Origin of the sequence: Sulfitobacter sp. M22 (genome assembly GCF_021736025.1) — a bacterium.
Classification (GTDB): domain Bacteria; phylum Pseudomonadota; class Alphaproteobacteria; order Rhodobacterales; family Rhodobacteraceae; genus Sulfitobacter; species Sulfitobacter litoralis.
Map to the genome: position 1 here is coordinate 1,952,458 of NZ_WMEC01000001.1, position 18,067 is coordinate 1,970,524.

Genomic DNA, 18,067 nt, shown 5'->3' on the forward strand with positions numbered 1-18,067 from the left:
TTAAATCCTCGCCGAAGGCATTCCCGCCCTCAGCCAAACAAATCCGCCCGCGGCTTGGGCGGGGCCATCCCCAGATGCGTCCAGGCCTTCTGCGCCAGCATCCGGCCCCGCGGGGTCCGCTGGATCAGGCCTTGCTGAAGCAGAAAGGGCTCGATCACCTCTTCGAGCGCGTCGCGCGATTCAGATAGCGCTGCCGACATCGTCTCGATCCCGACCGGACCGCCCTGATAATTTTCGGCGATCAGGCGCAAATAACGGCGGTCCGCGCCGTCCAGCCCCAGCTGATCGACCCCCAAACGCGTCAGCGCCATATCGGCAAGCTCGCGTGTGACACGACCATCGCCCTCGACCACGGCGAAATCCACGACGCGGCGCAGCAGCCGGCCCGCGATGCGCGGCGTGCCACGGGCGCGTTTGGCAATCTCGCGTGCGCCGCCCTCATCGGCAGGGGCCCCCAGCTTGCGGGCGTTGCGGTCCACGATGATGAACAATTCATCCTCGGTATAGAACTGCAAACGCGTGGGAATGCCGAAACGGTCGCGCAGCGGCGTGGTCAACAGACCCATCCGCGTCGTCGCCCCGACCAGCGTAAAGGGCTGCAGCTCGATCCGCACGGTGCGCGCGGCGGGGCCCTCGCCTATCACTAGGTCTAGTTCAAAGTCTTCCAGCGCGGGGTACAGCACCTCTTCAACGGCTGGGTTCAGACGGTGGATTTCGTCGATGAACAAGACATCGCGGGCCTCGAGATTGGTCAGGATCGCCGCCAGATCGCCCGCCTTGGCCAGCACAGGTCCAGAGGTCATCCGAAAGCCGACCCCCAGCTCGCGCGCCATGATCTGCGCCAACGTCGTCTTGCCCAGACCGGGCGGGCCGTGGAACAGCGTGTGATCCATCGCCTCGCCGCGCTGCTTGGCCGACTGAATGAACACCTTGAGGTTCGCCCGCGCCTCTGCCTGACCGACGAATTCATCCAGCATCTGCGGGCGCAGGGCGCGGTCAAAATCACCGGGCAGCGGGTCCGGCCGCAAAGTTGGGTCACTGTCGATCATCAAATATCCAAGCAAAATTCATCAGGACGGCCACGCGCCTATGCGCATCCTATCCTTTAGGGGCAAGCAGTTTCAACGCCGCGCGGATCAACTGCGGGGTGTCGGCCTCGGGGTTCTCTCCGGCGGCTTGCGCCACCGCCCCTGCTGCATCCCCCGGCCCATAACCCAGATTGGCAAGCGCCGACAGCGCCTCTGCCTGGGCGGACTGGTTGGGCGGGGCGACGGGGCGACGTTTGGGTGACGCCGGTTCGATCACCTCCGCCGCCTCTACCTCGCCATGCGCTTCGGCCAGCGAACCGGTCATCGCCATCACGCCCGGAGCCTTATCCTTGAGGTCCAGAACCACACGCTGCGCAATTTTGGGGCCGACGCCCTTGGCCACTTTGACCGCGTTCCAGTCGCCAAGCGCGATGGCGCGGCTGACACCATCTGGCCCAAGCGCGCCCAGAATGGCCAGCGATGCCTTGGCCCCCACCCCCTGAACAGAGGTCAGCAGCCGGTGCCATTCTTTTTCCACCAAGGTTTGAAAGCCGAAAAGCTGCATGAGGTCTTCGCGGACCACAAGATCGGTGAACAGGGCTACGACCTCGCCCACGCCGGGCAACGCGGCCATCGTCCGGTCTGAACAATACACCAGATAGCCCACACCGCGCACATCAATCAGCAGATGGTCCGGCGCGCGGTAGTCGATGCGTCCTGTGATCTTGCCAATCATGCGCTTGCCCTTGCGACGGCCTGCGCCAGCGTGCTGGCCCCACCATGATGCGCATGACAAATCGCAATTGCCAATGCATCCGCCGCGTCCGGTCCCGCGATTTCTGCCCCTGGAAGCTGCATGCGCACCATATGAAGCACCTGCCCCTTATCCGCGTGACCAACCCCAACGACTGTTTTCTTGACCGTGTTCGGCGCATATTCACCCACAGCCAGCCCCGCCTGTGCGGGCACCAACATCGCGATCCCCCGCGCCTGCCCCAGCTTGAGCGTCCCCGCGCCATCTTTATTCACAAACGTCTGTTCCACCGCGGCAGAACCGGGACGGTAGGTCACCATGACGCGGGTCAACTGCGCGTGCAGCGACAGCAGGCGCGCGGCAAGCTCAGCCCCTTCGGACTGGCAAATGCCATTTGCGACATGCGTAATCCGGCTTCCGGCGACGTCGATCACGCCCCAGCCCATATTGCGCAACCCCGGATCAATACCGATTACCCGTATCATGTGCCCATTATCCTCACGTATTTTGTTTTGCCAAGGCAGTAGCACGAAACGCGAACATCCACCAAGGGTTTTGCACAGCGCCACACAAAAGTCACAATTGGACCAGAAGCCGCGATTTTGCGGCGGTTAGCGACGCTCGGATCGTCGAAAGCGACCTGCCTTCGCATCGACCCAAACCCCCTATCTATAGGCGCGAAACCGCCAAATGCTGCTATGCAGCAAACGCAGAACACACATGCGCCGGTGGGTGTTGTGAAGTGTTTTTATTCTGCCTAATTGCACAGCACACCGCCGGATAATCCGGCTTTCTTTATTCAAGGATGGCTCTCATGGCTGTTTACTATAATACCCCAACCACCTACGGCACCGCCGCTGCTGTAAATCGTTTTTTCGCGCGTCTTGGTGATGTTGCTGGCAACCTGACCAAATGGAACGATGCCCGTGTGACACGCAACGCCCTGTCCGCTCTGTCCGACCGTGAGCTCGACGATATCGGTCTGGTCCGTGGTGACATCGAACGCGTCGCACTGAACCACTTTATCCGCTAAGGTTCGATGACTGATTGCGCCCAAGGGGCTGCCAACCCAAAGCACAAGCCACGCACATCTGAATGATCTGCGTGGCAGACTATATTTTACGTCACTGAAACACGACGGTGCAGATCACCGTCCCCCAGGGATCCTATCCGCGAAAGACCGGGCCCAGCTTACGCGCCAACGCTTGCGTCACCGGATCGGCCTGCAGAACCCACGCCCCCGCCTGTTCGACAATTGTGCCCTGCGCCAATGTCGCCAGACGCACATCATAGGTCGTGGGGCCGATGGCCGCCAAAACAAACCCTTTGAAGCAGACGAAAAGTACCACCAGCCCAACCAGCAGTTTGGTCGGCACCCGAAGGCCGCGCCGCGCCGGATGCGCGACCACCAGCCCGTCGGCACGAATGGTGGTGTAATAGCCCTGAGCGAGCCTGATTTTCTTACTCTCTAAACTCTTTACGCGTGATCCAAATTGTTGACGAGCATCAACCATGGCAGCCTCTATTTGCTAAAGGCCCCCACCTCTCGCAGGATCACAATAAAGCAAGAATGTGTCAAATTCTCTGCATTTCGACCTTGTTCGTGGCGAAAATTGACAACGATTATGGCATTTTCTGGACAGTCAGCGTGGTCCAGTCGCCAATCACCTCGCGGTTGACCAGATTGATGCCGGATTGTGCATAAACCTCGACTACGTCGTCAGCCTGTTCATTTAAAATGCCAGATAGAATCGCATAGCCCTCGGGGGCCAGCGCCTCGGCCATATCGGGGGCCAGTGCTACCAGCGGCCCTTTTAGGATATTGGCGAACACCAGATCGAAGGGCGCGCGTGAGGCCAGTTCGGGATGGTCAAACCCCGCCGCCTCGACGCAGATCAGACGGTCGGTCAGATTATTCGCGGCAGCGTTGGCGCGGGCCACGTCCACTGCGACCTCATCAATATCGCTGGCCAACACCGGGTTCGGCCAGATGCGTGCCGCCGCCATGGCCAGAACCGCCGTCCCGCAGCCGATATCCGCCACGTTCTGCCCGACCATGCCGCCGTTCGCCAGCCGGTCCAACGCACGCAGGCAGCCCAACGTCGTGCCATGGTGCCCCGTCCCAAAGGCCATCGCCGCCTCGATCAACAGCGGCTCGCACCCTTCGGGCACCCTGTCAGCATCATGGCTGCCATAGACAAAGAACCGGCCCGCCTCGACCGGCGACAACTCGCGGCGCACATGCGCAACCCAATCGGTTTCAGGCAGTTCCGACACGACGAATTCCTTCGACCCCATAGAGGCCGCCAGAACCGCCAGCGCGGTTTCGTCCGGTGCCTCTTCGAAATAGCCGCCGACCTCCCACAGGCCCGATCCGTCTTCGATCTCGAACACGCCGACGCCGGTAGGTTCGGGCACCAGCCGCTCCATTGCTTCGCCCAAAGCATAGGCGGGCTTGCGTCCTTCGAGGGTCGTCAAAGCTGTGAATGTTGGCATGGGAAACTCCGTCAGGATCGCCGATATCGCCGCGCGACATCAGGCAGGGTCAATGAATGCTACTCGGCCGGGGCGGGCAGCGGATTGGAAAAAATCGTCTCGTGGCCCGGCACGGGATGGCGCGGGATCATCAAGGACAGCAACAGCGACACCAGCGCCATCCCCGCCGCGAGAAAGAAGACCGCCGCGGGCGACACCAGCCACAACAGGCCCAGCCCCACAGGCAGGAACACCGCCGCGATATGGTTGATGGTAAAGGCCACCGCCGCCGTAGGCGCGATATCGGCAGGGTCGGCAATCTTCTGAAAATAGGTCTTGAGCGCCAGCGCCAGTGCAAAGAACATGTGATCCAGCACATAAAGGGTCGCAGCCACCACCACGCCCCACCCCAGATAATAGACACCACCATAAGCCAAAAACACCATGATCAGACCGATATATTCAAAGCTCAGCGTGCGGCGTTCCCCAAAGAACCCCACAGCCCGCCCCATCAGCGGGGCAAAAATCATATTGGCGATTAGGTTGATCAGATACAGCATGGTGATCTCGTGCACATCAAACCCGAACCGTTCGACCATCATGAAACCCGCAAAAACGACAAAGATCTGCCGCCGCGCGCCCGACATGAATTGCAGCGCATAGTAAAGCCAATACCGTTTGCGCAGCACCATCTTCTTGATCTGCGGTGTCGGGGCCTCGAACTGAGGATAAGCCACCAGCGCCACCAGCGCGATCACCGCCGTCACGCCGCCGCCGATCAGATAGACGATGTTATAAGACAGCGACAACGTCTCCCACAGCCCCATGATCGCCAGATAGGCCACAAGCGTCGCCGCCGATCCGGCCGCCATCAGCCAGCCGATCATCCGCGGCGCATCCTCGATCTTCAGCCATTGTAGCTGCAGCGACTGGTTTACCGTTTCGTAATAGTGAAACCCGATAGAGCTCAGCATCGTGATGGTCAGGATACCGCCCATCGACGGGAACCACGCGGTCAGCGCCGTCGCGACCCCCAGCAGCACCAACGACACCAGCCCCAGAACCTGTTCGCGTACAAAGAGGATGATCGCAATCACTCCGACCGCCAGAAAGCCCGGAATCTCGCGCACTGTATGCAACAACCCGATGTCCGAGCCATCAAACGCCGCGACCTCGATCACAAAGTTATTCAACAGCGCCGACCACGTATTGAACGCAATCGGCATGGCCAACGCCATGAGGAACAGCAGCGCCACAGGGCGTCGCCAGAACGGCTGATGCTTGGCATCTTCAAGGGTCACATATTGGGTCATGGGCATTTCCTTACCCCTGTTCCCACCCCTTGACGAGATCAAATCACCCAGCCCGGCCGGACGCCGTCAGCAACGGCAGCTTCCAAATGGCCCAAAATCCTCGCCGAAGGCAGTCTTGCCCATCGGGCAAGAAAGAGCCGCGCCTAGTAAAAACTCTGCGGGTCAATGTCGACAGCGATGCGCACGTCGTTCTTCAACCGCAACTGTGCGACCCATTTCGCCAGCGCCTCTTGCAAGGGGGCGGCCTTTTCGGCCTTGACCAGCAGCCGCACGCGGTGGCGCCCGCGCACCCGTGCGATTGGCGCGGGGGCCGGGCCATAGACCTGGGCCCCTACGGCACGCAGCGGCCCATCTTGCCGCGCCAACTGGTTGCCCGCATCGAACAGCGCGGCGACATCCGGCCCACTCAGGATAATCCCCGCCATCCGGCCATAGGGCGGCACGCCCGCGTGACGTCGCTCTCCGGCCTCGGCTTTCCAAAAGCCCTCTTCGTCGCCCACAAGGATAGCACGGATCACGGGATGGTCAGGTTGAAACGTCTGCAGCAGCGCGGTGCCCGGGGCCTCTGCCCGTCCGGCACGCCCCGCGACCTGCCGCATCAGCTGATAGGTCCGTTCTGCCGCGCGCAGGTCCGACCCCATCAGGCCCAAATCGGCGTCGATCACCCCCACCAGCGTGAGATTGGGAAAGTTGTGCCCTTTGGCGACCAGCTGCGTGCCGATGATGATATCCGCCGCCCCGTCGGCAATCCCCGCGATCTCGGCCTTCAGCGCGCGGGCCGATCCGTACATATCCGAACTCAGCGTCGCGACCCGCGCCTCTGGCCAAAGCGCTGCGGCCTCTTCGCCCAACCGCTCCACCCCCGGACCCACGGCAGCCAGCTTGCCTTCGACCTCGCACGACGGGCAGGCCTCGGGCATGGATTTGCTTTCGCCGCATTGGTGGCAGACCAGTCGTTTGAGGTAGCGATGTTCGACCATCCGCGCATCGCAATGATCGCAGCCTATTTGATGCCCGCAGGCGCGGCACAGGGTCACCGGCGCATAGCCGCGGCGGTTGATGAACAGCATTGCCTGTTCGCCCCGTTCCAGCCGCTTGTCGACCTCGACCTTCAACGTGGGCGACACCCATTTGTCGCTCGGCAGGCCTTCGCTTCGCATATCAATCGCGCCCATCGTTGGCATCACCGCCGGCCCAAAGCGCGAGGTCAGCTCGACCCGCGTATATTTCCCAGCCTCGGCGTTGGCCCAGCTTTCCAACGACGGTGTAGCCGAGGCCAACACCACCTGCGCCCCGCAGATCGACGCGCGCAGAACGGCCATGTCACGGGCGTTATACAGCACGCCCTCTTCTTGCTTGTACGAGGTGTCATGTTCCTCATCGACAACGATCAGACCAAGGTTCTGGAACGGCAAAAACAGCGCCGAGCGCGCGCCAATCACCACCTGAGCCTGCCCCTGCCCGACCATTTTCCAGATGCGACGCCGCTCTGTCATGGTGGCACCCGAATGCCACTCGGCAGGTTTCGCGCCAAACCGCGCCTGCACACGGTGCAAGAACTGCTCAGTCAGCGCAATTTCCGGCAGCAGCACCAAGGCCTGCCTGCCGGACTTTAGCGCGGCGGCCACGGCCTCCAGATAGACTTCGGTTTTGCCCGATCCAGTCACACCGCGCAGCAAGGTGGTCCCGTATTTGCCCGAGGCCACCCCCGCCGCCAGCAGCGCCGAGGCCGAGGCCTGATCGTCTGTCAGCTCTTTGCTGGGCAAGCTCGGGTCCATGCGCATGAACGGCAAATCGCGCGGGCTGTCCTGTTCCAGCACTGCACCTTGGGTCACCAGGCCCTTGATCACCGACGCCGTTACCCCCGACATCTCGGCCAGTTCCTTTAGCGTGAAGGACAGATCGCCATACTCCGCCAGAGTTTCCAACACGCGACGGCGCGCGTCGGTCATCCGGTCAGGATCCCCCTCGCCGCGCCGGTAAATTTTGCGCATCGATGGCGGGTCACCCAACCCCGGCGCACGCGTCGCCAGCCGCAGCATCGCGGGCATCGGCGTCAGCGTATATGCGGCAGCGCGAGTCAAAAAACTGCGCAGTTCTTCGCGCATGGGGGCCGCATCGAGCACGCGGATCACCGACCGTATTTTGGACAGCTCATAGTCCCCCTGCCCAGCGCCCCAGACAACACCGATCACCTTGCGCGGGCCCAAGGGCACCTCGACGAAGGCACCCATATGGCAGCCGCCTTCAGGCGCCTTGTAATCCAGCGCACGGCCCAGTGGCTGGGTGGTCATCACGGCCACCAGCTCGTTTGCATGAAAAAATTCTGGCGGTTTCACCAACTGCTCCGGGCCGGGGTTACGGGAATTAGGGTTCCAGCTTGTCGGATGATGCGCTAAAGCCCTAGGCGACAGACATAGCCATTCCTGCTGCCTATTCCAACCTGAAGGACGTAACATGAAATTCTTCGTAGATACCGCCGAAATCGATGCCATCGCCGAACTGAACGATCTGGGGATGGTAGACGGGGTCACAACAAACCCGTCGCTGATCCTGAAATCCGGCCGCAACATTCTGGAAGTCACAAAAGAGATCTGTGATCTGGTCGACGGCCCCGTCTCTGCCGAAGTTGTCGCCACCAAAGCGGACGACATGATCGCCGAAGGCCGCAAGTTGGCCGAGATCGCTGAGAACATCACCGTAAAACTGCCCCTGACCTGGGACGGCCTGAAAGCGTGCAAAGTGCTTTCGGACGAGGGTAAGATGGTTAACGTCACGCTCTGCTTCTCGGCAAACCAAGCGTTGATCGCCGCCAAAGCGGGTGCGACATTCATCTCTCCGTTCATCGGGCGTTTGGATGATATCAACCTTGACGGTATGGACCTGATCCAGGACATCCGCACCATCTATGATAACTACGGCTTTGAAACCGAAATCCTTGCCGCGTCGATCCGCACCGTGAACCACGTGCTGGATGCCGCGCGTATCGGTGCCGATGTCATGACCGCCCCGCCAGAAGTGATCAAGAAACTGGCGTCGCACCCGCTGACAGACAAGGGTCTTGAGACCTTTATGGCAGACTGGGCAAAGACAGGTCAGAACATCCTCTGATCGCCTGATCAAGCCCAGACAAAGGGGTACGCGCCACACTTCTGCGCGTGCCCACCCCACCCCGCATGTCACGCGGCAGTGCCACATGCGCCCCGGATCAAAGCCGCGCCGACGCTGCCTTGCCTCCGCCCCGCCGTTGCATCGCAAACGGGCGGTTTGACGCCGAAATACCACCCCTATACCAAAAGAAAAAAGCAGATTTAGCCTGACGCGCATGCTATGTCAGTGCCAAATATAAAAAAGAGACCCGCATGAGCAGTAACCACAAAATCGAAGATTCCCTTCGGGAAGCGATTATTTCACAGCCCGACGTCATCCTTGACGACAACGACGTGATGCAGGCCCTGATCGCCGCGAATGAACGCGCGATGGGGGGCAATATCGTCGATCTGCGCGGCATCGCCATGGACCGGCTGGAAACCCGTCTGGACCGGCTTGAGGACACACACCGCAACGTGATCGCCGCGGCCTATGAGAACCTTGCGGGGACCAACCAGATTCACCGCGCGATCCTGCGCATGCTTGACCCTGTAGATTTCGAACCCTTCCTCAAGGATCTCGGGGGCGAGGTTGCCGATATCCTGCGGGTCGACGCTGTGCGACTGGTGTTGGAATCTGCCGAGAATGACGATGATCCCGCGATCAAGCGTTTGGGCGATGTGCTGAACGTAGCAGAGCCGGGGTTCATCGACGACTATCTGTCAAACGGGCGCGGCGGCACGGTGCGTCAGGTTACCTTGCGCGGTGTCCAGCACAGCCCCGAACATATCTACGGCGGATCTGCCGACTGGATCCGGTCCGAAGCCTGCCTCAAGCTGAACTTTGGTGCGGGCCGTTTGCCGGGCCTGCTGATCCTCGGGTCGGAAGACCCCCATATGTTCAGCCCGCAACAAGGCACCGACCTGCTGGGGTTCTTCGCCGGCGTGTTCGAGCGGACAATGCGCCGCTGGCTGTCTTGAGCGGCGCAAACGCGATTCTGATCAGCCCCGCCGCGCGGGACGCCCTGCAAAACTGGCTGGACCATCAGCGTGCGCTCAGGGGCGCGGCTGAAAATACGATTACTGCCTATCGGGGAGATTTGATCGATTTCCTCGCTTTCATGACCCTGCACAAAGGCGACAGCCAAGGTCTGGGCGCGCTGTCAAAGATCACCATCACAGACATGCGCGCTTGGATGGCGCAGACGCGCAGCGCCGATGTCGGACCGCGGTCGATGGCCCGCAAACTGTCGGCGGTCAAGGCGTTCTACCGCTGGCTGGCAGAGCGTGAGGGGTTCGAGCCCACCGCCGTGCTGTCGACCAGATCACCGAAATTCCCCAAAAAGCTACCGCGTCCGCTGGCGATTGATGCGGCGCAAGCGATGATCGACAGCGTTGAAATGCAATCGCGCCATGCGTGGGTGGCCGCGCGGGATGTGGCGGTGCTGACCCTGCTGTGGGGCTGCGGGCTGCGCATATCCGAGGCGCTTGGCCTCAAGGGTGCCGACGCGCCCCTGCCAGAGGTGCTGCGCATCGTCGGCAAGGGGGGCAAGGAACGGGTGGTGCCTGTCCTGCCCGCGGCACGCGATGCGGTGGACGCCTATTTGCAGGTCTGCCCCTATGGTCGGGAACGGGACGCGCCGTTGTTTCGCGCGGTGCGTGGTGGCCCCTTGGCCGCGCGGGCAATATCGCAGGTCATGGCGGACGCACGGATGCAGCTTGGCCTGCCCGCCAGCGCCACACCCCACGCGCTGCGCCACAGCTTTGCCACGCATCTGCTGGATGCGGGCGGCGATTTGCGTGCGATCCAAGAGCTATTGGGCCACGCGTCGCTCTCCACCACCCAAGCCTATACCGCCGTTGATACCGCCCGCTTGATGGATGTCTACAACCGCGCCCACCCCAAGGCGGGCGGCGGCAATTAACGATCCAGCTGGGTGACGAAATCCTGCGCCGCTTTGGTCGGGTCGGCCAGTCCCTGCGCCACACGGTCGCTCAGCTCGGTCAGCGCGGCCTTGGCTTTTGGCTTTTCCAACTGCGCCAACAACGCTTGTTTTACCGCCTGCTCGAACCAATAGCGCGCCTGAGCGGCACGGGCGTGCTGCCAGAACCCCTGGGCACGCCGCCAATCTGTCAGCGTCTCTACCTCTGCCCACGCTTCGTTTAGCCCGTTTTCCTGTAACGCAGAGACCATCATCGCTTTGGGAAATCCCTTGGGATCTTGAGGCCGTTTGCGCAGCAAGCGCAGGGCACCGGCATAATCGGCGCAGGTGCGCGACGCGGCGGGTTTCAGGTCCCCATCGGCTTTGTTGATCACGATGATATCCGCCATCTCCATGATGCCACGCTTGACACCTTGCAGTTCGTCCCCGCCTGCGGGGGCCAGCAACAGCAAGAACACATCTGACATCTCGGCCACCACAGTCTCGGACTGGCCGACGCCGACCGTTTCGATCAGCACCACGTCAAAGCCAGCTGCCTCGCAGAGGGTCACCGCCTCGCGGGTGCGGCGGGCAACGCCGCCCAGATGCGTTTGGCTGGGCGACGGGCGGATGAAAGCATCGCGCTCGCGTGACAAGAGATCCATGCGAGTCTTATCCCCCAATATCGACCCGCCGGACCGCGAAGAGGACGGGTCGATCGCCAGCACAGCCACTTTAAGCCCGCGCCGGATCAGCATCATCCCAAAGCTTTCGATAAACGTGGATTTCCCAACCCCCGGCGTGCCAGAAAGACCAATCCGCAGCGCCTCGCGTCCTTTTGGCAAAGCTGCGAGCAGTTCCGTTGCCTGTGCGCGGTGATCGTCACGCCCGGATTCGACCAGCGTGATCCCCCGTGCCAACGCACGGCGTTCGCCTGCTGCTATGCCCTTGGCCAAATCATCGTTGTTCATAGGTTCTGCCCCCTCGCGCCTCTTGCCCCATATTTTCAATCCCACAGGCGCAAATGTCCAGACCGCAGGCCGGCCCTTGGCCCCGCCGCGGCTTTCGCCCATAACCACCGATATGGCTTTTACTCTTCCCATAGACCACGTCATGCCACAGGTGATCGACGCGCTGCGCAGCAGTGGCCGCGTTGTGCTGCAAGCGCCCCCCGGTGCGGGCAAGACCACCCGCGTCCCACTGGCAATGCTGGACGCAGGGCTGACCGCTGGCCGCATCCTGATGCTGGAACCGCGCCGCCTTGCCGCGCGTGCAGCCGCCGAACGTATGGCCGCGACCTTGGGCGAAGATCCGGGGCAAACTGTGGGCTTTCGTGTGCGCGGTGCCAGCGCCATCAGCAAGGCCACGCGGATCGAGGTCGTGACCGAGGGCATCCTGACCCGCATGTTGCAAGACGACCCCGACCTGCCCGGTGTCGGTGCGGTTATCTTTGACGAATTCCACGAAAGGTCCCTGAACGCGGATCTGGGCCTCGCGCTTTGCCTAGAGGTGGCCGAAGCGCTGCGCGATGACCTGTTGATCGTCGCCATGTCCGCCACGCTGGACGCCGCCCCCGTCGCCGCCCTGATGCAGGCCCCGGTGGTCACCTCCGAAGGGCGCAGCTTTCCGGTCACATCCCATTGGCTGGACCGGCCAGTGGGCAAGCAACGGTTTGAACAGGCCGCTGCCGACCTGGTGCTGCATGCGCTGGACACCGCCCCAGGCTCGGCGCTGGTGTTCCTGCCCGGCGAAGGCGAGATACGGCGGGTTGAGAGCGCGCTGACCGGGCGGCTGCCTGCGGATTGCACGCTTGCTCCGCTCTTCGGCGCGATGGATTTCAAAGCGCAGCGCGCTGCGATTGCCCCCGCCAAAACGGGACGCAAAATTGTGCTGGCGACCTCTATCGCGGAAACCTCCCTGACCATCGAAGGGGTGCAAATCGTGGTGGACGGGGGTCGCGCACGGCGAGCGCAGTTCGATCCGTCTTCGGGCATGTCGTGGCTGGTCACCGACCGCGTGACCCGCGCCGAGGCGACGCAGCGCGCGGGCCGTGCGGGGCGTGTATCCGAAGGGGCCGCGTTCAAGCTTTGGACACGCGGCGAGGAAGGTGCGCTTACCGCCTACCCCCCCGCCGAGATCGAGGCGGGCGATCTATGTGCCTTTGCGTTGGAACTGGCGGTCTGGGGCGCACAGGCCAGCGATCTGAAATTCGTGACCCCGCCCCACGAAGGCCGTCTGGCCGAGGCGCAAAGCGTGTTGCATATGCTTGGCGCGCTGGATGTGACGGGCCGCATCACCGACCATGGCCGCGTTTTGGCCAAGATGCCGTTGCACCCGCGACTGGCCCATATGGTTGCCAAGGGCGGACGCAGCGCCCCGACCCTTGCTGCGATCCTGTCGGAACGTGACCCTTTGCGCGGCGGCTCTGTCGATTTGGGGCTGCGTCTGGAAGCAGTCGCGGGCAAACGTGTTCCCGCCGAGGTCAACCACGCCGCCCTTGCCCGCATCAAACAAGACGCCAAACGGCTGGCACGCGGCCAAACTGGCACCGGCCCCGACACGTTGGGGATGCTCGCCGCACTCGCCTATCCCGACAGGATCGCGCTGCGGCGCAAAGGGGACGCGCCGCGGTTTGTGATGTCCGGTGGCAAGGGCGCGATCCTGTCCGAGAGCGATCCGCTGGCGGGGGAACGTTTGCTGGTGGCGACCGACCTTGATGGCGACCCGCGCGAGGCGCGCATTCGCCAAGCCGCGCGCCTGTCCGACAGCGATCTGCGCGATACCTTCCCCGATCAGATTGCATGGCATCAGGTCTGCATTTGGTCCCGACGCGAGGGCCGTGTTCTGGCGCGGCAGCAGGAACGTTTTGGGGCGCTGGTGCTCGACGACAGGGCATGGTCCGACGCCCCCGCCGAAGACATCGCGCAGGCCATGCTCGACGGGGTGCGGCAGCTGGGGCTAATGCCCGGCAAAGCGGCGGCACTGTTTCTGGCACGGGCACGGCTGATGGGCGATGGTTTCCCCGATTTCAGCGAGGATCATCTGCTTGGGACCTTGGAGGATTGGTTGCCCGGTCACCTGGCAGGTGTCCGCAGCACCGCCGACTGGAAGGCGTTTGATTTACTGCCCGCCCTGACCGCGCGGCTCAGCTGGGACGACCAGCAGACGCTCGACCGCGCCGCCCCTGCACATTTCACCACGCCGCTGGGGCGCAAGATCGCGATTGATTATAGCGAAACGCAGCCCCAGATCGCCCTGCGTCTGCAAGAGGTTTTTGGCACCACCCGTCACCCCATGATCGCAGGCCAGCCCTTGCAGATCACGCTGCTGTCCCCCGCGCAGCGACCCGTGCAGGTGACCACCGATTTGCCGGGGTTCTGGGCGGGGTCCTATGCCGACGTGCGCAAGGATATGCGCGCCCGCTATCCGCGTCACCCCTGGCCCGAAGACCCGACGCAGGCTGACCCCACGCTGCGGGTCAAGCCACGCGGCACCTAAGGAGCTGGTTTTGTCGCGGCGTGGCCAGCAAGGACCAGCAGCCCGCCCGCAATCGCCCAGTTCTTGACAAAGATCGACATCTGCCATGGATCATCGGGGATAAAGTGGAAGACGCTGGTCGCCATACAATACAGCGCCAACGCAAAGCTCATCGGGGCAAGCCAAAGGCCGAAGATCAGGCTGATCGCCGCCACCCCGTTGAATAGCATCGCGGGCCAGACGAGGAACACGGGCAATCCGCGATCCGCCAGCAAACCCTGCGCCGCAGCGGGGTCAACGAGCTTTTGCACACACCCCGCAACAAAAAGGGCCGCCAAAAGCAGGCGGCCCACGTAAATTACAACAGACGAAACTCGCAGCATCAGGCAGCGGCAGGCGCAAAGGTCATCGCCAGACCGTTAATGCAGTGGCGTTTGCCCGTGGGTGCGGGGCCATCATCGAACACATGGCCCAGATGGCCGCCGCAGCGATCGCAATGCACCTCGGTCCGCGTGGTAAAGAACCCCTTGTCCGGCATCGTTTCGACAGCATCGTCCAGCGGGGCGAAGAAGCTGGGCCAGCCGGTGCCGCTTTTGAACTTGGTCTTCGAACTATAAAGCGCCTGATCACAACCTTTGCAGTGGAACACGCCTTTGCGGACCTCATCGTTCAGCGGGCTGGTAAACGCGCGTTCGGTATCACCCTCGCGCAGGACGGCATATGCGTCATCGCCCAGTTGCGCGCGCCATTCGGCAGGGGTGCGGCTGACTTCAAAGTCGCCCTGCGCCACGGTCCCCGCCTGCGCCGCCGCGCCTACGCCAAACGGCAAGGCCGCCATCGTCATCGTTGTGCATTTCAGAAAATTCCGGCGTTTCATAATACCCCCTTAAGGTCGCGGTACTGCGGATAGATTGGATGTCTGTTGAAAGGGCCGCCGGATGTTGCGCAGGGCGCAGACATCCGGCGGTACTCGTTACCTGACACAAAGGTGCCGTTACTGGATAAACCCGTTGGCGGAACACAAGGTTCCGCGACAACAAACTTGTTACCAAACCACGCCAAACAAAAACGGCGCGGACCCTCAGCGACATGGGCGCGTTGCCTGTGTCGACCTGAGTTGATGAGATACACGGAAGACGGAAATAAGAAGTTTCGCTGCGAAGGTAAAAAATCGCAGCTTTTAGTAAACTTTCTTGAAAACCGTTTAGAAACAGAAGTTTCGCCCGCTCAAAAGCGCGCGAAACCCGAATACATACAGTGGTTAGCCCGTTAAATGCGGGTCAAAGCTCAGACATGGCACCTGCGGCCAGCACAGCGCCGGTAGGTGCACCTGTAGGCGAGCCGCCGACGGGTTCATCCGAAATCGCCAGCGTGATCTGTGCCGCCTGGCTGCGTAGCTCTGACGGTACAAGGATCCGCGTCGTCTCGCTGTCAGGCAGAACGCCCAAGGAAACCGGGGCCTGATCGGGCAGGATCGCCCAAAGCTCTAGCACACGACCCTCGTTCGCGGTGCCCGCGACGCGGCGCAGCGCGATCTCGTGCTTGACGGGTTCGACCACGGCCAACACCTGCAACGGGCTGCTCTCACTGACCAGCTGCGCCGCCAGAACGGTCGGCTGACCACCAGGTTGTGTTTTGACCTCAAGCAGTTGCACCCCTAGGTAGCCTGCAAAAAGCAGCGATGCCATCGCCACACCTTGCCACAGCCACAGGCGTTGCAGGATCGTAACCCGCTGTTTCGGGAAGACCTGTGCCATCAGCTTTTTCTTGATCCGCGCAGGCGGCGCGACAGGGTCAATCCCGTCGGTCATCGCGGTCATGCGTTCCTGCCAGAACACAACGCGGTCAGCGAAATCGCGTTCGGTTCCGATGCGGCGGCGGGCAGCGATCATATCATCGTCAGAGGACAGACCCAGCACCATTTCAGCGGCGAGCAGATCGTCATCGGGCATTTCAGGCGTTTGGGTCATTGGCTCATACACTCCCGCAGGGCGATCAGGCCACGGCGCAGCCATGTGCGCATCGTGTTCAGCGGGACACCAAAGCGTTCAGCCAGATCCGAATAGGTATCGCCGTCCAGATAGGCCCCGCGAATGGCGCGGCCGCGGTCTTCTTCCAGCGTATCAAGACACCCCGAAAGGCGCGACGCCTCGGAGGAGGCCACAGCATATTGTTCCGGCGTGGGTCCGGGCGACACAAGCTCAAAGCCGGGCGTGTTCACATCCTGATGGCCTTTCTTACGCGCGCGCAGCCGGTCAATCGACGTATTCCGCGCAATCGTAATCAACCACGTCATCGGGCTAAGACCATTGGCGTTGTACTTGTCGGCATTGTTCCAGATTTTGACGAAACTGTCTTGCATGGCGTCCTCTGCTGCGGCGCGTTTGTTCAACACACGCAGACAAACCCCGAAAAGTTTCGAGGAAACGCGATCGTACAGTTGGTCAAACGCTGCGCGATCTTTCAACGCGACACGGGCAATCAAGTTTTCGATCTCTTGTCGGTCCATTTGCACGGGCCATCTCTCCACCAGAACGTGTTTTCAGCGTTACGCCGAAACCTACGGCACTCAGTACATTTGTCCAGCACCACCTTAACACCGGACAGTTTTGTGTACCCCAGCTTCAGCGGATTGGCCAATGCGTAATCGGTGCACCGGCGCGAGGCCGCAGAAATGGATGCCCATGTTCACAAGCTATGGACGCAGCGCAATCTTGCGCGTTTAGTCGGGTCATGGCTGGCCAGCGGCGCATCGCGCCAAGGCTGCTTGCAGGTCACGAAAGGAGCATCGCGATGCCGCACCCGACACACCACACCTACGACGTTGTCATCATTGGTGGCGCGATCTTTGGATCATCGGTCGCATGGTGGCTGACGCAGATGGCAGGTTTTGACGGTAGGGTTCTGGTGGTCGAGCGCGACCCGACCTATGAATTTGCCGCCACCAGCCACACCAACAGCTGTATCCGGCAGCAGTTCAGTTCATCAATTAACGTGCAGGTGTCGCAGTTCGGCGCCGAGTTCATCAAGAATTTCCGCCGGTTTATGGGCGATGATCCAGAGGTGCCGCATCTGGCGCTGCAAAGCTTTGGCTATCTGTACCTTGCAGACACGCCTGAGTTTGCAAAAACCTTGCAGCAGAACCAGAAAATCCAAATGGCACTGGGGGCTGGCACGCAACACATGACCCCCGCCGAAGTCGCCGCCGCCTATCCTTTCTACCAACTTGATGACATCCTAGCCGCCAACCACAACCGTGTGGACGAAGGCTATTTTGACGGCGGCACCATGTTTGACTGGTTCAAACGCATGGCCCGCCGCAACGGGGTGGAATATCTGCACGACGAAGTGACGGCGATGACCAAAGCCCCCGGTGGCAAATCCGTCACCCATGTGAGGCTGAAATCCGGCGCGACCGTGGCCTGCGGGACGGTGGTCAATGCCTCTGGTCCGCGGGCGGCTGCGACGGCAGGCATGGCTGGGATCACCCTGCCGGTCGAGCCGCGCAAACGCTACACCTTTGTGTTCGATGCCGCCAAACCGCTGGACCGCGACCTGCCGCTGACGATTGACCCCTCGGGCGTACATTTCAGAACCGAAGGGAAATACTATATGGCCGGTTGCCCCCCGTACGAAGACCCTGCGGTCGCCTATGATGACTTTGCCTTTGACCACAGCCTGTGGGAGGACAAGGTTTGGCCCGCCATCGCGACCCGCGTCCCGCAGTTCGATCAGGTCAAGGTGATCAACGAATGGGTAGGGCACTACGATTATAACACGCTGGATCAGAACGCGATTGTCGGTCCGCACAGTGTGGTCGAGAATTTCCTGTGTCTGAATGGCTTCTCGGGTCACGGGCTACAGCAGGCCCCTGCGTTGGGGCGCGGGATCGCCGAATGGATTGCCTATGGCGCATACCGCACGCTGGACCTAAGCCCCTACGCCTACCGCCGGATCGAGCAAAACCAATCGCTGATTGAAAAGGCGGTGATTTGATCCCCCTGCCCCG

18 protein-coding genes are annotated in these 18,067 nt (G+C 61.8%); 6 read left to right on the plus strand and 12 right to left on the minus strand.

Annotation, left to right across the window (positions count from 1 at the left end; translation table 11 throughout):
* Positions 1-29: 29 nt before the first annotated feature.
* Genes ruvB through ruvC form a run of 3 tightly spaced genes read right to left on the minus strand, consistent with a single transcriptional unit; the run spans position 30 to position 2,267 of the window.
* Positions 30-1,049 (minus strand): Holliday junction branch migration DNA helicase RuvB, encoded by a 1,020-nt coding sequence (gene ruvB, locus GLP52_RS09605; protein ID WP_093733425.1) that lies wholly within the window; start codon positions 1,047-1,049, stop codon positions 30-32.
* Positions 1,050-1,098: 49 nt separating this feature from the next.
* A complete protein-coding gene (gene ruvA, locus GLP52_RS09610; RefSeq protein WP_237272272.1) occupies positions 1,099-1,764 on the minus strand; it encodes a Holliday junction branch migration protein RuvA in 666 nt (221 codons plus the stop codon).
* Complete coding sequence (gene ruvC, locus GLP52_RS09615; protein ID WP_237272273.1) at positions 1,761-2,267, minus strand: crossover junction endodeoxyribonuclease RuvC; 507 nt, start codon at positions 2,265-2,267, stop codon at positions 1,761-1,763. Before ruvC ends, ruvA begins: the two co-directional genes overlap by 4 nt.
* Positions 2,268-2,596: 329 nt before the next feature.
* Here ruvC and GLP52_RS09620 point away from each other — a divergent pair, with 329 nt between their 5' ends.
* Positions 2,597-2,815: a DUF1127 domain-containing protein gene (locus GLP52_RS09620; RefSeq protein ID WP_093733392.1), complete on the plus strand. Its 219-nt coding sequence runs from the start codon at positions 2,597-2,599 to the stop codon at positions 2,813-2,815.
* A 133-nt stretch (positions 2,816-2,948) separates the two neighbouring features.
* Here the strand turns inward: GLP52_RS09620 and GLP52_RS09625 are convergent, their stop codons facing one another.
* The 4 genes from GLP52_RS09625 to GLP52_RS09640 form a co-directional block, all read right to left on the minus strand.
* Positions 2,949-3,296, minus strand: a complete 348-nt coding sequence (locus GLP52_RS09625) for a hypothetical protein (protein WP_093733393.1) — start codon at positions 3,294-3,296, stop codon at positions 2,949-2,951.
* A gap of 109 nt (positions 3,297-3,405) precedes the next feature.
* A complete protein-coding gene (locus tag GLP52_RS09630) occupies positions 3,406-4,278 on the minus strand; it encodes a 50S ribosomal protein L11 methyltransferase (RefSeq protein WP_237272274.1) in 873 nt (290 codons plus the stop codon).
* Between the two features lie 59 nt (positions 4,279-4,337).
* Positions 4,338-5,570 carry an MFS transporter gene (locus GLP52_RS09635; RefSeq protein ID WP_237272275.1) on the minus strand — a complete coding sequence of 411 codons (1,233 nt, stop codon included), beginning with the start codon at positions 5,568-5,570 and terminating at the stop codon, positions 4,338-4,340.
* A 143-nt stretch (positions 5,571-5,713) separates the two neighbouring features.
* The gene (locus GLP52_RS09640) at positions 5,714-7,909 is read right to left on the minus strand and encodes a primosomal protein N' (protein WP_273052083.1); all 2,196 of its coding nucleotides are present in this window, start codon (positions 7,907-7,909) and stop codon (positions 5,714-5,716) included.
* A 118-nt stretch (positions 7,910-8,027) separates the two neighbouring features.
* Between GLP52_RS09640 and fsa the strand changes: the two genes are divergently transcribed.
* The 3 genes from fsa to GLP52_RS09655 all read left to right on the plus strand — a co-directional run bounded on the left by fsa (position 8,028) and on the right by GLP52_RS09655 (position 10,584).
* Positions 8,028-8,681, plus strand: coding sequence for a fructose-6-phosphate aldolase (gene fsa / locus GLP52_RS09645; protein WP_037943306.1), 654 nt, complete (start codon positions 8,028-8,030; stop codon positions 8,679-8,681).
* A 251-nt stretch (positions 8,682-8,932) separates the two neighbouring features.
* Entirely contained in the window at positions 8,933-9,640 is a 708-nt protein-coding gene (locus GLP52_RS09650; RefSeq protein WP_138924223.1) for a DUF484 family protein, read from the plus strand.
* Complete coding sequence (locus GLP52_RS09655) at positions 9,637-10,584, plus strand: tyrosine recombinase XerC (protein ID WP_237272276.1); 948 nt, start codon at positions 9,637-9,639, stop codon at positions 10,582-10,584. The genes GLP52_RS09650 and GLP52_RS09655 overlap by 4 nt, the downstream gene beginning before the upstream one ends.
* Here the strand turns inward: GLP52_RS09655 and meaB are convergent.
* Positions 10,581-11,552, minus strand: coding sequence for a methylmalonyl Co-A mutase-associated GTPase MeaB (gene meaB / locus GLP52_RS09660; RefSeq protein WP_237272682.1), 972 nt, complete (start codon positions 11,550-11,552; stop codon positions 10,581-10,583). The genes GLP52_RS09655 and meaB overlap by 4 nt on opposite strands.
* 112 nt (positions 11,553-11,664) lie before the next feature.
* Here meaB and hrpB point away from each other — a divergent pair, with 112 nt between their 5' ends.
* Positions 11,665-14,079: an ATP-dependent helicase HrpB gene (gene hrpB / locus GLP52_RS09665; RefSeq protein ID WP_237272277.1), complete on the plus strand. Its 2,415-nt coding sequence runs from the start codon at positions 11,665-11,667 to the stop codon at positions 14,077-14,079.
* Here the strand turns inward: hrpB and GLP52_RS09670 are convergent.
* The 4 genes from GLP52_RS09670 to GLP52_RS09685 form a co-directional block, all read right to left on the minus strand.
* Complete coding sequence (locus GLP52_RS09670; protein ID WP_237272278.1) at positions 14,076-14,441, minus strand: DoxX family protein; 366 nt, start codon at positions 14,439-14,441, stop codon at positions 14,076-14,078. The two genes, hrpB and GLP52_RS09670, sit on opposite strands and share 4 nt — an antisense overlap.
* Positions 14,441-14,935, minus strand: a complete 495-nt coding sequence (msrB, locus tag GLP52_RS09675; RefSeq protein WP_237272279.1) for a peptide-methionine (R)-S-oxide reductase MsrB — start codon at positions 14,933-14,935, stop codon at positions 14,441-14,443. The genes GLP52_RS09670 and msrB overlap by 1 nt, the downstream gene beginning before the upstream one ends.
* A 403-nt stretch (positions 14,936-15,338) precedes the next feature.
* Positions 15,339-16,028 carry an anti-sigma factor gene (locus tag GLP52_RS09680; RefSeq protein WP_237272280.1) on the minus strand — a complete coding sequence of 230 codons (690 nt, stop codon included), beginning with the start codon at positions 16,026-16,028 and terminating at the stop codon, positions 15,339-15,341.
* Positions 16,025-16,567 (minus strand): sigma-70 family RNA polymerase sigma factor, encoded by a 543-nt coding sequence (locus GLP52_RS09685; RefSeq protein WP_093733403.1) that lies wholly within the window; start codon positions 16,565-16,567, stop codon positions 16,025-16,027. The genes GLP52_RS09680 and GLP52_RS09685 overlap by 4 nt, the downstream gene beginning before the upstream one ends.
* A 284-nt stretch (positions 16,568-16,851) precedes the next feature.
* On the opposite strand from GLP52_RS09685, the gene GLP52_RS09690 reads away from it, so the two are divergent.
* Positions 16,852-18,054, plus strand: coding sequence for an NAD(P)/FAD-dependent oxidoreductase (locus tag GLP52_RS09690; RefSeq protein ID WP_237272281.1), 1,203 nt, complete (start codon positions 16,852-16,854; stop codon positions 18,052-18,054).
* Positions 18,055-18,067: the final 13 nt, after the last annotated feature.

Excerpts from the sequence above, each read along its gene's own strand:
- ruvB (WP_093733425.1), bottom strand. The coding sequence starts at position 1,049 with ATGATCGACAGTGACCCAACTTTGCGGCCGGACCCGCTGCCCGGTGAT.
- ruvA (WP_237272272.1), bottom strand. The coding sequence starts at position 1,764 with ATGATTGGCAAGATCACAGGACGCATCGACTACCGCGCGCCGGACCAT.
- ruvC (WP_237272273.1), bottom strand. The coding sequence starts at position 2,267 with ATGATACGGGTAATCGGTATTGATCCGGGGTTGCGCAATATGGGCTGG.
- GLP52_RS09620 (WP_093733392.1), top strand. The coding sequence starts at position 2,597 with ATGGCTGTTTACTATAATACCCCAACCACCTACGGCACCGCCGCTGCT.
- GLP52_RS09625 (WP_093733393.1), bottom strand. The coding sequence starts at position 3,296 with ATGGTTGATGCTCGTCAACAATTTGGATCACGCGTAAAGAGTTTAGAG.
- GLP52_RS09630 (WP_237272274.1), bottom strand. The coding sequence starts at position 4,278 with ATGCCAACATTCACAGCTTTGACGACCCTCGAAGGACGCAAGCCCGCC.
- GLP52_RS09635 (WP_237272275.1), bottom strand. The coding sequence starts at position 5,570 with ATGACCCAATATGTGACCCTTGAAGATGCCAAGCATCAGCCGTTCTGG.
- fsa (WP_037943306.1), top strand. The coding sequence starts at position 8,028 with ATGAAATTCTTCGTAGATACCGCCGAAATCGATGCCATCGCCGAACTG.
- GLP52_RS09650 (WP_138924223.1), top strand. The coding sequence starts at position 8,933 with ATGAGCAGTAACCACAAAATCGAAGATTCCCTTCGGGAAGCGATTATT.
- meaB (WP_237272682.1), bottom strand. The coding sequence starts at position 11,552 with ATGAACAACGATGATTTGGCCAAGGGCATAGCAGCAGGCGAACGCCGT.
- hrpB (WP_237272277.1), top strand. The coding sequence starts at position 11,665 with ATGGCTTTTACTCTTCCCATAGACCACGTCATGCCACAGGTGATCGAC.
- GLP52_RS09670 (WP_237272278.1), bottom strand. The coding sequence starts at position 14,441 with ATGCTGCGAGTTTCGTCTGTTGTAATTTACGTGGGCCGCCTGCTTTTG.
- msrB (WP_237272279.1), bottom strand. The coding sequence starts at position 14,935 with ATGAAACGCCGGAATTTTCTGAAATGCACAACGATGACGATGGCGGCC.
- GLP52_RS09680 (WP_237272280.1), bottom strand. The coding sequence starts at position 16,028 with ATGACCCAAACGCCTGAAATGCCCGATGACGATCTGCTCGCCGCTGAA.
- GLP52_RS09685 (WP_093733403.1), bottom strand. The coding sequence starts at position 16,567 with ATGGACCGACAAGAGATCGAAAACTTGATTGCCCGTGTCGCGTTGAAA.
- GLP52_RS09690 (WP_237272281.1), top strand. The coding sequence starts at position 16,852 with ATGCCGCACCCGACACACCACACCTACGACGTTGTCATCATTGGTGGC.